Genomic DNA, 13,624 nt, shown 5'->3' on the forward strand with positions numbered 1-13,624 from the left:
ATAATTTTTTAAAACTATTATAAATAGTTTTATATACTGAACAATAACAGAAAATATGTACCAGAAAATATTTGACAAAGACCTGATTTATCAATGCTCAAATTTTGAGGTAGGTGGGGGCGGAGGTGTCGAAACTTATTTAGCTTCTCTGTTTGAACATCGACCACCTAATATCAGCGAACACGTGATAAAATCGCTGAAGAATGTTGACCAAAGCCAGTTTAAATTGTTGCACATCCATAGTCCAGATTTACTCTTGCAGCTTACAGGCGAATGTCCTACCATCTTCAGCGTTCATAATCACTCATTTTACTGTCCTAGTGGCACAAAGTATTTAGCAGGACAGCACACAGTCTGCGATCGTAATTTCTCTTACTTAGGATGTACCTGGGGTAAACTAATAGATAAATGTGGTAGCCGTAGACCTTTAAGAACTGTTAAAGAACTTCAAAATACTCAGAATTTTTTAGATGTATTAAAAAAGGTAAAAATTACTTTTATTGCTAATAGCGAATATGTGCGACAAGAGTTGATTCAAAACGGTGTACCCCCTGAACAGACTGTAACGCTACACTGTGGTATATCCGTACCAAAAACAGCAACTGCACCTCTAAGTTTAGAAGTCCACCAAAATCATAGAATTTTGTTTGTGGGACGGATTGTTTCTGATAAAGGTCTGGAATGGTTGCTCAAAACTTTAATACATACAGATCCACAAATTAAACTTGATATTGCAGGTGAAGGATGGGAACGACCACAGTTAGAAAAGTTAGCAAATACACTCAGATTAAGTAACCGGATTACTTGGCATGGCTGGTGCGATCCTGACAAAATAAATAAACTTTATCAACAGTGTTTTGCAGTCATCTTTCCTAGTGTCTGGCCTGAACCTGCCGGTCTTGTAACTCTGGAAGCCTATGCTAATTATCGACCTGTAATTGGTAGTGCAGTTGGAGGTATTCCAGAACATTTACGAGATGGAGAAACTGGTATTCTTGTTCCAGGGAATAATATAAAAAAGTTAGCTGATGCCATTCATAAGTTATATACAGATTATCAAAAAAGCCGACACATGGGCGAACAAGGCCATGCTTTATTGATGAAGAAATTTACAATAGATGCTCATGTAAATAATCTGCGAAAAGTTTATGCAAAAACAATAGCTGAATTTGATTCTCAAGAGGAAAAAATATATAGCATCTCTCAAGCTAAATAACCTTAGCTTATTCAAAAATTCAAGTGTGCATCTTTCATTTATGAAAGATAAATATGAAGCTAAAAAATATGTTATTGCATCAAGAAGACCAACAACCTTTAGTCAGCATTATTATCCCCACCTATAATCGACCAGAATATCTAAAGCAAGCGATCGCTAGTGCTATTAAACAGACTTATCAAAATATCGAAATTATTGTTTCTGATAATTGTAGTCCAGAAAATCCTCAAGCTATTGCCGCATCTTTTGGTGACTCACGCATCAGATTTTGGCGACATCAGCAAAATGTCGGTATGCTAGCTAATCAGCAGCATGGTTTCAAGATGGCGCGAGGTAAATATATTGCTAGTCTCCATGATGATGACATCTGGAATGAAGACTTTTTAGCAAAGCTTGTACCAATACTAGAAGCAAATTCCGAGTTAATTATCGCTTTTTGCGACCAATATATTATAGATGCTAATGGCAAAATTAATCATGTTGGAACTGAAGAAAACACACGTGGTTACAAGCGAGATAAGTTAACACAAGGGATTCATCAACCTTTCTATAAAATTGGGTTAATAGATAAAAGTATACCTACTGCGGCAGCTTGTGTGATTCGCAATAATTTTGTGGATTGGGATAGTATTCCCCCAGAAGTTGGCGGCATGTGGGATTTATATTTAACTTACCTCTGTTGTGTATCTGGTTGTGGGGCTTACTACTATCCAGAAAGGCTGACGCGATATCGTGCCCATGAGCAAACTGATACCATGCTCAGTGGTAGTCGAGATGTACAGGCAAAAATCCGCAAAGCTAAAAGCGAAATATTTTGTTATCAAGTCTTTATGGAAGATACTCGTCTACAGCAATTTAGGACGTACTTTCACCAGAAATGGTTAGAAGCTAATACAACTTTGGGAATTGGTCTGCTACGAAGTGAACAGATAGCAGCAGCACGTCCCTATTTTTGGCAGGTATTGAAAAAACAAAAATTTAATGCTCGAACTATCGCAGCACTTACTCTTAGTTTTACTCCACCATTTTTAGCAAGTAAGTTAATGAAAATCTCGAAATACTAGAGCAATCGTATCTAAATTTTGGAGTTTATTTTTTAACGAACCACAGAGACGCAGAGGACACGGAGAGAATCAAAATAAGATTATTTTAAACTCTTTATTTACACTTTTGCGTGAGTTTATCTTACTCAGGAAGGTAGTGTATGAAACTTTGTATTGTTACTCATAAAATAAAAAAAGGTGATGGTCAGGGGCGGGTAAACTATGAGGTTGCTAATGAAGCAATTCGTCGTGGATATCACCTGACATTATTGGCTAGTGAAGTTGCACCAGAATTAGAAGATAATAGCCAAGTTAATTGGATTAAAATTCCAGTCAAAGGTTATCCCACCGAATTTGTGCGTAATTTCATATTTGCCCAAAAAAGTACAGATTGGTTACGTAAAAATCGCTCTAGCATTGATTTAGTTAAAGTCAATGGAGCAATTAATATGGCTGCGGCTGATGTAAATGCTGTACATTTTGTCCACAGTTCATGGTTGCGATCGCCTGTTCATATTTCCCGCAATCGCCGAGATTTATATGGTTTTTACCAATGGCTGTTTACGGCTTTTAATGCTCGTTGGGAAAAACAGGCTTTCCAAAAAGCGCAGGTTGTTGTAGCTGTATCACAAAAGGTAGCTCAGGAATTAGTCAACATTGGTGTGCCCCGTTCTCGGATTCGCGTAATTGTCAATGGCGTTGACTTAGAAGAATTTGCCCCAGGCCAAAGCGTAGGCGTAGCCCGTTGTAGGCATCGCCAAAAGTTAGGTTTACCGGAGAATGTCGTCCTAGCACTGTTCGCTGGAGATATCCGCACACCCAGAAAGAACTTAGATACAATACTGCACGCCTTGGTAAAAGTTCCCGATTTACATCTGGCGGTGGTGGGACACACCGAAGGTAGCCCTTTCCCACAGTTAGCAGCCTCTTTGGGGTTAAATGAACGCGTGCATTTTGCGGGATATCGCCGTGATATCCCTGAAATTATGCGAGCAGTAGATTTATTTGTTTTTCCTTCCCGATATGAAGCTTGCAGCCTCGTATTGTTAGAAGCACTTTCTTCAGGACTGCCAGTAATTACTGCCACAGCCACCGGGGGCGGAGAGTTAGTAACACCAGAATGCGGCATCGTCTTATCCGATTCAGATGATATTGATGCTTTGGCTGTGGCGTTGATGTCCTTGGTGAGCAATCGCGCCCTTATACAGCAGATGGGCAAAGCTGCTCGCTCTGTGGCAGAACAACATAGCTGGACTACTATGGCACAAACTTATGTGGATCTATTCGAGGAGTTAAGCAAGAATGCGGAACACCGTTCTCATACCGACTTATCGCCGTCCACAAGACCTCTCACGCTGCCTTTTGGCGCTACAGGAGCAAATTAAACCCGTTGATCAGGTGATAGTGGTTGTCCGCGATACGGATGTAGAAACTTGGCAATTCCTTGCCCAATACAAAGCGGACAACTTGCCACTGCATACTGTGAAAGTGACACAATCGGGGGTAGTAGCAGCCCTCAACGCCGGACTAGCAGTAGTGGAGGGCGATATTGTTTCCATTACTGATGATGATGCTGCACCCCATCCAGATTGGTTAGAGCGCATCGCCACTTACTTTACCTGTGATAGTCGCCTCGGCGGTCTAGGAGGGCGTGATTGGATACACCACGGCAGCAAACTAGAAAACGAATCCCGCTTAGTAGTAGGACAGTTGCAGTGGTTTGGGCGAGTGATTGGCAACCATCATCTGGGAGTGGGAGAACCCCGTGAAGTCGATGTTCTCAAGGGCGTAAACATGAGTTTTCGTAAAGAGGCAATCGGACAATTGCGCTTTGACGAGCGGATGCGCGGTACAGGAGCGCAAGTACACTTTGAAATGGCATTCACTCTGGCATTAAAGCGGGCTGGTTGGAAGATAATTTATGATCCTAACGTTGCTGTAGATCACTATCCAGCACAACGTTTTGATGAAGATCAGCGAAACAACTTTAATGAAATTGCCTTTATTAATTTAGTCCATAATGAAACCTTAGTTTTACTAGAGCATCTGCCATTTATCCGCCGGATTGTATTTTTGTTTTGGGCAGTATTCGTGGGTACGTGCGATAGTTTAGGTTTCGTCCAATGGCTGAGATTTTTACCCAGCCAAGGGCAGTTGGCGGGTAAAAAATTGCTTGCATCCTGGCGTGGGCGTTGGCAAGGATATAAACAATTTGTAATTCATAATTCGTAATTCAAAATGAATTCTATTTCTTCTTAGCTCTAGTTGCCAGCTTCTACCTGGTAATTAGTGCTGCTTCCAGAGAGCCAGTACAAGAGGCAAAGCCTCCAGTGACTGCATTCCCAGGCTGGAGCCAGGGAACGAGTTGATCTGCCAAATTTATTTATGTTTACATCTAAAATTGAATGAATTCTAAGCAGATACTTTTCAATAGTTTTTTACAAGAAAACTATTCTCCCGAAGAACGATCACTACAGGGTTGGATGGCGATCGCAGGTTTTGTATTACTGACTGTAGTTTGCTATTTTGCTGGTGCTACTGCTGCATTGCGCCTAATTTATCCGGTGACAGCTTTAGTAGTAGCTGTGTTTTTATACTTGCGGCATCCCATTCTCTACATCAGCTTTACCTGGTGGATCTGGTTTCTCACGCCCTTAGCTACCCGCTTAGTTGACTATCGGGTGGGCTGGGACTCTACTCGGCAAATGCTCATAGCACCCTACTTAGTGGTTTTTATAACTATAGCAACATTCTTCCGTCATTTTCCCCGCGCCTCTGGTCAAGGGGGCTTGCCGTTTGTTTTAGCTTTTATCGGAGTGTTCTATGGCTTTCTAGTCGGTCTGATTTACAATCCACCTATCCCTGTAGCACGCGGATTGATGGATTGGCTCAGTCCGATCATCTTTGCTTTTCACTTATTTATTAACTGGCGAGATTATCCCAGCTATCGCCAGAACATTCAGCGAACATTCCTCTGGTGTGTGTTGATTTTAGGAACTTATGGCGTATATCAGTTTGTGGTAGCTCCGGAGTGGGACAGGTACTGGCTGATCGAATCAAAACTATTCATGAGTGCTGGAAATCCTGTACCTTTTGGGATGCGTGTCTGGAGTACATTGCACTCAGTCGGTCCCTTTGGTTCAGTCATGCAAGCTGGTTTACTGTTGTTATTTACAAGTTCGGGAAATTTAATTTTTCCGGCTTCAGCTGTTGGTTATTTATCCTTTTTATTGACACAAGCTCGTACTAATTGGGGAGGCTGGTTATTTGGAGTAATTATGATTATGGGTTCAGTCAAGGCGCGGATTCAAATGCGCTTAGTCACCATAATTTTAGTGATGGCAATTTGTGTTGTGCCATTGACAACTATCGAGCCAATTTCTGGGGTTGTCGCAGCCCGTTTGGAAACTTTTTCTAATCTTCAAGAAGATGGCAGCTTTAAAGATAGATCGGGAACTTATGACAAAAACCTTGGTCTAGCTCTTTCTAATGGTCTAGGTAACGGATTAGGAAATATCTGGAAGGTTAACGAAAAAACCGGTCAAATTGAAGTAGTGGTGATTGATAGTGGCATTTTAGATATGTTTTTCACCCTTGGTTGGTTTGGAGCCATCTTTTATATGGGTGGATTAATCTTGTTAATTATTAGTGTCAGCAGCTATGGTGAAGGTCGTTTCGATAGTTTTATCAGTGCTGCCCGCGCCATTGGTATTAGTTCTGCTACACAGCTAGTTATCGGTAGCGGCATGTTGAGTGTGGCAGGGATGATTCTTTGGGGATTTTTAGCTATGGCTATGGCAGGACATAAGTACTATAGCAATCCTCAGATGCTCTCGAATATCCCCAACTTCTCTAATAAGTCGAGGATTTGATAAATTTTACAACTTAAATAGGACTGATATATAGCAATCCTAAATGAGTCGTGAAAATCTCCGATTCCTCTCTCTGCGTTCTCTGCGCGGCAGTTGCTTCAAGTCGGGGAACCCGCCCAACGCACTGCCTTGCCTCTGCGGTTAATTTATTTTTACAAATGATTTAGGACTGCTATAGATTATGAAAGCAATTATTGTAATGCCACTAGCCGAGCAAAGAGGCGGTGGTGAAATGATGCTTTGGGATTTAGTGCAACAGGGACGTAATGCCGGTGTCGAGTGGCTAGTAATATTTTTACAAGATGGCCCAATGGTAGAAGAAGTAAAGTCCCTCGGTATTGATACGCGAGTTGTAGAAAGTGGACGTTTACGCCAAATCCACCGTTTTATTGGCGCTGTTTTGCGGATAGCTACGATCGCCCGCCGCGAACGTGCTGATATAATTGTCAATTGGATGTGGATTACGCATATATCTGGAGGTTTGGCAGCAATACTGGCGGGGTTGCCTGCTGTGTGGTATCAACTAGAAGTGCCTAGTGACAAGACTTGGTTGGTGCGAATCGCTACTTTAATCCCAGCCCAGGCAATTATCACCCTCTCCCAAGATGGCAAGCAAGCACAGGCAGAAATTTGGCCCCACAGACCAACACCCTTGGTTTATCCTGGTGTCGCACTAGACCGATTCGAGCCTGATGCTTTGCCTTCTCCTGAAGAAGCACGGCGGAAGCTGGGCTTACCTTTAAACGGGCCGTTGATTGGAATTGTTGGCCGATTGCAACGATGGAAAGGAATGCACGTATTGGTGCAAGCAATGCCAAGAATTTTACAGAAGTATCCTGATGCCCATTGTGTAGTAATTGGCGGTAAGCACGATTTAGAACCAGATTATGAGGACTTCTTAAAAGCGGAAATTGCCGCCTTGGGCTTGAAAGAGCAAGTAATTATGGCTGGGCTACAGCGTAATATCCCGGAGTGGGTGCAGGCAATGGATGTATTCGTTCATGCATCGGATAAGGAGCCATTTGGGATTGTGATTATTGAGGCGATGGCGCTGGGTAAACCTGTGATTGCTGGCAATGCAGGCGGGCCAACAGAGATTATTACCGATGGGATGAATGGACTATTAACACCTTACGGCGATGCGGATAAATTAGCGATCGCAATTCTCCGCTATCTTGACGAGCAAGAATTTGCCCAGAGTGCCGGAGTAGCTGCCAGGCAACGCGCCCTCGATTTCTCAACGCAGAATTATGCCCAAAACTTTATTAGTGCAATTCGTTCTGCGATACCGAGTGTTTCATAGGCTGAATGAAACGGTCAACTTATTGCAAAAGTCAATTTTATGAAAATGAAACCACAGATTTACATCATATATGTGCATCTGTGGTTAAGAATAATAAATCAGATTAAAAGGAATTAAATTAATGTTGATTGATAGCCAAAAATTGCCAATAGATGAAGTTATTGATACTGAAGTTTGTATCGTTGGTGCTGGCCCAGCCGGAATTACACTCGCACGAGAATTAATTGGGCAAGACTTTCGCGTTTGCTTACTAGAAAGCGGTGATCTGGAATTTAATCAAGAGACTGCATTTCTTGGTCAGGGTGAAACTGTTGGAGATCCTTTTCCACCACTGCAAGATATGCGTCATCGTCAATTTGGTGGACTAGCTAATGTCTGGAATATTGAAATTAATAAAAATCAACTTGGTCTGAGACATGTGCCGTTAGACGAAATAGATTTTGAAAAACGAGATTGGGTGCCATACAGTGGCTGGCCTTTTAGTAAATCTCACCTGAATCCATTTTATGAGCGTGCTCAAGCAGTCTGTAAACTCGGTTCTTTTGCTTATGAAGCTGAGGCTTGGGAAAATGCTCAATCTCCTCGGACACATTTCACAAGTGACCGAGTTACTACCAGTATGTTTCAGTTTGGCCCCCGTGATATTTTTACCAATGAATATCGCCACCAAATCAATCAATCTCCTAATATCAGCACATTCCTCAACGCCAACGTGGTAGAAATTGAGGCAGATGAAACAGCCCAAACAGTGAAACGTGTGCAAGTAGCTTGTTTATCTGGTAATAAATTTTGGGTGGCTGCAAAAGTATTTATTTTAGCCACTGGTGGTATTGAAAACGCACGTTTATTGTTGCTATCAAACCGAGTTAAAAAAAATGGATTAGGCAATCAGCATGATTTAGTCGGTAGATTCTTTATGGATCATCCTTTCATCCGTTGTGGTATGCTTGTTCCGCAAAATCGCAAAATCTTCAATTCGATGGCTTTGTATGACTTACGCCGGGTGAATAATGTCACGGTGATGGGAAAATTTGCCCTGACGCAAGAAGTTATGCGCCGCGAAAAATTACTAAATATGACCGCGTTGTTATATCCCAGAGATGAAAGGTTTAGATCGGCCGCAAAGGCTTCTGCGAGAATTTTGTTCTCTTCAGTTCGGCACAAGCAGTTACCTAAGAATGTTCTTCAACATTTGCAAAATGTGATTACAAACCTTGATGATCTTGTCGCTGATTGGTATAAGTATAATGTCAAAAAAGAATATTTGTTCCCTGATTTGAGTCACGGTGGATGGTCTGACCATGAAGGTAATGAACAGAAATATACAAAGTTTGAAGTTCTCAGCCAAACTGAACAAACCCCAAATCCAGATAATCGGGTGACACTTAGTACTCAACTAGATAAGCTTGGTTGTCCTCAAGCAAAATTAACTAATCATTGGAGCGAAATAGATATTTGCAGTGTGAAGCGATCGCAGCTAGTATTTGCAGAAGAGTTTGCTAGTGCAGGTCTGGGTGAGTTGCAGATTGAATTAGATGGAGATCGTCCGGTTGCTTCGCTGAGTACCCATCACAATATGGGAACAACGCGTATGCATCATGACCCAACACAAGGAGTAGTAGATGCAAATTGTCAAGTTCACGGCATCTCTAATTTATTCTTGGCAGGTAGCTCTGTTTTCCCTACAGGAGGCTATGCTAATCCTACGCTCACCATTGTTGCCTTGGCAATTCGATTGGCAGACCATGTGAAAGCACAATTGTGTCACTAAGTACAACTTTGCGTAAAATCACTTTTAAACGTAGCGATCGCCTGAGGGCACATCACCTACCTGCACCGATGCCAAGCCTGTTGCTACTGCCTCCAGCCAGCGAAAAGTGACTTTTTACTGGTCTATTGCTGGATTAGAAGATAAAAATTGATTTTTCTTTCACCAAAAGTCCTTCAACTGGGGTTGAAGGACTTTTGGTGAGATATTTACTGTAAAAGTTTTTTTCGTTCATTTCGTACATTGCGTTCATTTTGAATAAGAGCTATTATGAGATGAATGATAATTGCAATCCATATTTTCGTATGGATAAGTGGAGTGCAATTCGATATTAGACAAAGAGAGGCTGATATCTATGACACTCAGTACATACCAATTTAGTAGGACTGGTGTACCTACAGAAGAAGATGCTACGGTAGCTAAAAAAAGTAGTCAAACTTTGGCATCCTATGTACGGGATAATGATGCATACCGTACTATCAAAGTTGTGGAAGATAACGCTATAAGTGAAACGGTTACTATACCAGCAGCGGCTTTTCATCTGCTTGTTGACATACTGAGACAAATGGCTAAAGGTAATGCTGTTACTCTTATACCCGTACACGCAGAACTCACGACACAAGAAGCAGCTGATATTTTAAATGTTTCTCGTCCTTATTTGGTAGGGTTATTGGAATCTGGAGAGATGCCATACCGTAAAGTAGGAACACGACGACGCGTGCGTTATCAGGATCTACTCAATTACAAAAATCAAATTGATACTTTACGAATGCAAGCTCTTGATGAGCTTACTGCTCAAGCTCAAGAACTAGATATGGGGTACGAATAAGAATTGTGATACATAACAGTTTCGCATGATTAGCCAGATGCTCTGCTAAAGGAAACTCTAGAAATAAAAGTACATCTAATAATCAAGTTAAACTAAGTCAGGAAGCCCTCTAGTAACCAACTGACTTAGTTTTGACTTTAATGCGATTAAAACTATAAATAAAGCTCAAAATTTTACTTAGTATAAAATTTCTATAGTTGATTCCAAATCAAATGGATCTAGAAGTTGGAAATATCGTTGGTGGACGCTACAAAATTGTTGAAGAATTACAAGAAGGAGGCTTTGGCAAAACCTTTGTTGCTGAAGATTCTATGAAATTTAATACAAAGTGTCTTGTTAAAAAGTTTATACAACCTTATGATGAGGAGTCAGAATTAGGACAAAAAGCAAAAGAATTGTTTCAAACGGAAGCAAGAATTCTTTTAGATTTAAAAAACTATCAACAAGTTCCAAATTTATTAGCTTACCTTGAGAATGAAGACTGCATAGTACAAGAAATTATTCACGGAAATACTCTGAAACAAGAGCTAGAACAACAAATCTTTGATGATCAGCAAGTCCTAGAATTTCTTTCTGATATATTACCAGTACTTCAAGTAGTACACAAAGAGGGTATTTTTCATCGTGATATTAAACCTGATAATATCATTCGCAGTGATAACAACCATAAAATAGTGTTGATTGATTTTGGGATTGCAAAGAAAATTTCAGAACTTAGTACTCCACCAGACGGAAGTTTAATCTCTAGGAAGTATAACAGCACAACACTAGGTACACCTGGCTATAAATCACCTGATGGTATTATATCTGCTGCAAGTGATTTATATTCTCTTGGTGCTACTTGCTTTCACCTTTTAACCAGAGATTCACCTGAAGACTTACAGTGGAACTTTGGAGATGATTGGTGCGAAATGTATTGGAGTAACCTAGAGATTAAAGTTAAAAAATCAACAGCGTCTATCTTGAAAAAACTTCTTAATCTGGATGTAACTAATCGTTACCAAACTGCTGAACAAGTATTGAATGATATTAAAAATATAGATGAAGTAAGACGGAGGGAACATGTAGAATTTCTTCTATCTATAATCAGTAGTACTACAGTAAATAAGTATAAATACTTAGCAATCGACGATTTAATTGAGTTAGGGGATGGGACAAGTGTAATAGTTCCTTATTTGATTGATATGCTTAAGAGTGATAATCAAGAACTTAATTCATTAGCAGAGTCTCAATTAAACAAAATTGGACAAGAATCAGTTCTTTCTGTTGCCGAGTTACTTCAAGAAGAGAAAGTCGAAATTAGAAGACGAGCTGCTAGTGTACTTGGAAACATCGGTTTACAAGCAAAAGCAGTAATTCCTAATCTTATTCGTGCCCTAGAAGATAGTGACCCCGAAGGAAATGTTCGTTGGTATGCTGTTATTGTAATAGGAAGAATGGGAATACTAGCCAAAGACGCTATTCCTGCTCTAATTGAAAGACTAAAAGATCCTTATTCAGGTATTCGTGCTTATGCTGCCTTTGCTCTAGGAAGTATGGGCAAAGATGCAGAAAGTGCGATTCCTGCTCTAATGGATAGAATAACAGATGAAAGTAATAATGTTTTTATAGCTTCATTGGAAGCATTAGAATCTATAGGATTTGATATAGAAAGTATTAGGATAAACTTTACTTCAGAAAAGACACCAAACGAAGAATTTTCTGGAAAACAAGTAGTTATTAATCATAGAGAAGACCAACTAAAATTACTAAATCAAGAGAAAAAGAAACCCGGCATTCGCCTTGTGTTTAGGCGGACTCTGAGTTCGGATACACCTCCGCAAGGAGAAACTTGGCATTCATTTTACCGTCGAGAACCAGTCCGTAAGCATTAGTAATAAGTTAAGGCTGTAAGGCAGTGTCAAGCGACTTTTAGAAGACGCTTGAAAGAAAAACTGATCAGCAGCGAGGCTCTGATCAGGAAAGGCAGCAACGATTAACTTAACGTTCGGTTTTGGCTGCTGTTTAACAATTACCAAATATTGATTTTCAGGAGATGCAAAATGTATCTTTATCTGTCGATTGGCTCAATTAAAAACTGTCCGAAGTATTGCTTGATTCAATTTGAGAAAAAATAGCGTAGGCGAAGCCTTCTTCGGCGGGCATCGCCTGAATCAATAGTTATGTATTTTTCTGCCCTAAACTATTAGTAACCATCTCAAAACCTCATCACCATGTTGCCAAAAAGCCTACAAGGATTTTTCTCAAATTCTTGTAAAAACTTGATTGCCAATTTTCGGACAAGTCTATTTATCATTCCTTTTTGAATGCTTGATCTGCCGCCCTACCGATCGCCCTGGCAGAAGTTAAGCAGGAGTTCAAAAACGCCGCCCAAAAGCTTACCCCTCCGCCTTACGGTACTAGACTCTTACCGAATGTTGCACCAGCAAGCAATGTAAGCCCACCATTAACAGTGCCAATGGCATCATCAACATTGGGATGATTTCTAAATTTGTCCAACTTGCAACCCAGCCTGCTCCAGTGGGTATGATCGCTGCACCCAAACTGGCGGCACTAGTGGCGATGCTAACAGCCGCAGGAACATGGGGGTCAGGCAATCGTTGAGGGATTAACCAAATGGTCGCAGGAAAGATGGCTGCCAACCCAAAGCCAATCAACGGTAAGCTAATCCATTGATCTGGCAGTTGCCACCAAGCAAGCAATCCAATGATCACTAGACTAAGCGACATACTGATTGTACGGACTGCCCCAAGCCATTGTAAGAAATAACCTAAGATGAAACGTCCCAATGTTAATCCCAGCCAGTAGGCACTAACGCTATAACCAGCAATCAGCGTGGGAGTGTGACGAGCGACGGATTGCACAGTATATGCCCAGTTACCGATGCAGGCTTCAGTGCCAACATAAACCAGTAAAAGTAGCCCAGTTAGTAGTACTATCGGAGTTTGGAGCGCTCTGCCCAGATTTTCTAACGCAGTTGTATTCGATGGCAATACCCGTAGTGTCATTGGTGTGTATTTGAAGATGATTACGCCCAGCACGCTCACAATTAATAGGCTGACAATCCCGGCTAATACCCCATAAACCTGTCGCCAGTTCATGCCAATTGCTAACAAAGTAGTAGCGATCGCCGGACCTAAAAGTGCGCCAATACCATAGAAAGCATGGAGCAAACCAATCAGACTGGCACTGCGGGAATCTTGCACAATGTAGGTGTTAATCCCTGCATCAATCAACCCAATGCCCAATCCCAACCCCGATCCAGCGGCAACCATGAGAAACCAGAAGGGTGAGATGGCATAGATCGTCAGTGCCATCGTCAGCGCACCCGCAGCAATCAACAGCATTCGGGCTAATCCCAGCCGACTACTCACAAGACTGCTGGTGAATGCTGCCAGAATGTAGCCGCTAATTTGACTGACAAACAGCAGAGTAACAGTTGCTGGAGTCAGGTTATAGGTAGACAGAATCGAGGGCAGAAGAACTCCCAATCCTGCTTCAGCGATGCCAATGGCAATAAAGGCATAGAAGGCGATCGCCTCCCCAATCCACAGAGGCGGTGGGGTGCGTTGATAGTCTCTCATTGGCTGGAA

At 41.4% G+C, this 13,624-nt stretch carries 10 protein-coding genes and 1 pseudogene; 9 read left to right on the forward strand and 2 right to left on the reverse strand.

The window, feature by feature from the left end; all coding sequences use genetic code 11:
- Window positions 1–55: 55 nt before the first annotated feature.
- The 9 genes from V7K40_RS29140 to V7K40_RS29180 all read left to right on the forward strand — a co-directional run bounded on the left by V7K40_RS29140 (window position 56) and on the right by V7K40_RS29180 (window position 11,905).
- The gene (locus tag V7K40_RS29140) at window positions 56–1,216 is read left to right on the forward strand and encodes a glycosyltransferase family 4 protein (protein WP_334965962.1); all 1,161 of its coding nucleotides are present in this window, start codon (window positions 56–58) and stop codon (window positions 1,214–1,216) included.
- Window positions 1,217–1,284: 68 nt separating this feature from the next.
- Window positions 1,285–2,280 (forward strand): glycosyltransferase family 2 protein, encoded by a 996-nt coding sequence (locus V7K40_RS29145; RefSeq protein WP_334966002.1) that lies wholly within the window; start codon window positions 1,285–1,287, stop codon window positions 2,278–2,280.
- A gap of 140 nt (window positions 2,281–2,420) precedes the next feature.
- A complete protein-coding gene (locus V7K40_RS29150) occupies window positions 2,421–3,644 on the forward strand; it encodes a glycosyltransferase family 4 protein (RefSeq protein ID WP_334965963.1) in 1,224 nt (407 codons plus the stop codon).
- Window positions 3,562–4,491 (forward strand): glycosyltransferase family 2 protein, encoded by a 930-nt coding sequence (locus tag V7K40_RS29155; RefSeq protein ID WP_334965965.1) that lies wholly within the window; start codon window positions 3,562–3,564, stop codon window positions 4,489–4,491. Before V7K40_RS29150 ends, V7K40_RS29155 begins: the two co-directional genes overlap by 83 nt.
- 173 nt (window positions 4,492–4,664) lie before the next feature.
- Window positions 4,665–6,131: an O-antigen ligase domain-containing protein gene (locus tag V7K40_RS29160; RefSeq protein WP_334965967.1), complete on the forward strand. Its 1,467-nt coding sequence runs from the start codon at window positions 4,665–4,667 to the stop codon at window positions 6,129–6,131.
- A 181-nt stretch (window positions 6,132–6,312) separates the two neighbouring features.
- A complete protein-coding gene (locus V7K40_RS29165) occupies window positions 6,313–7,434 on the forward strand; it encodes a glycosyltransferase (protein ID WP_334965969.1) in 1,122 nt (373 codons plus the stop codon).
- Between the two features lie 121 nt (window positions 7,435–7,555).
- Complete coding sequence (locus V7K40_RS29170) at window positions 7,556–9,205, forward strand: GMC family oxidoreductase (RefSeq protein WP_334965971.1); 1,650 nt, start codon at window positions 7,556–7,558, stop codon at window positions 9,203–9,205.
- 352 nt (window positions 9,206–9,557) lie between these two features.
- Window positions 9,558–10,031, forward strand: a complete 474-nt coding sequence (locus V7K40_RS29175) for a helix-turn-helix domain-containing protein (RefSeq protein WP_334965973.1) — start codon at window positions 9,558–9,560, stop codon at window positions 10,029–10,031.
- Window positions 10,032–10,243: 212 nt separating this feature from the next.
- On the forward strand, window positions 10,244–11,905 hold the full coding sequence (locus tag V7K40_RS29180) for a HEAT repeat domain-containing protein (protein WP_334965975.1): 1,662 nt from the start codon (window positions 10,244–10,246) through the stop codon (window positions 11,903–11,905).
- Here V7K40_RS29180 and V7K40_RS29185 read toward each other — a convergent pair.
- A pseudogene (locus tag V7K40_RS29185) lies at window positions 11,870–12,085 on the reverse strand (hypothetical protein); the annotation flags it as partial. The gene V7K40_RS29180 and the pseudogene V7K40_RS29185 overlap by 36 nt on opposite strands.
- A gap of 345 nt (window positions 12,086–12,430) precedes the next feature.
- Window positions 12,431–13,615: an MFS transporter gene (locus V7K40_RS29190; protein ID WP_334965977.1), complete on the reverse strand. Its 1,185-nt coding sequence runs from the start codon at window positions 13,613–13,615 to the stop codon at window positions 12,431–12,433.
- Between the last annotated feature and the right edge of the window lie 9 nt (window positions 13,616–13,624).

The sequence above is a fragment of the Nostoc sp. genome, assembly GCF_036917195.1.
In the GTDB taxonomy this organism is placed as follows: Bacteria; Cyanobacteriota; Cyanobacteriia; order Cyanobacteriales; family Nostocaceae; genus Nostoc.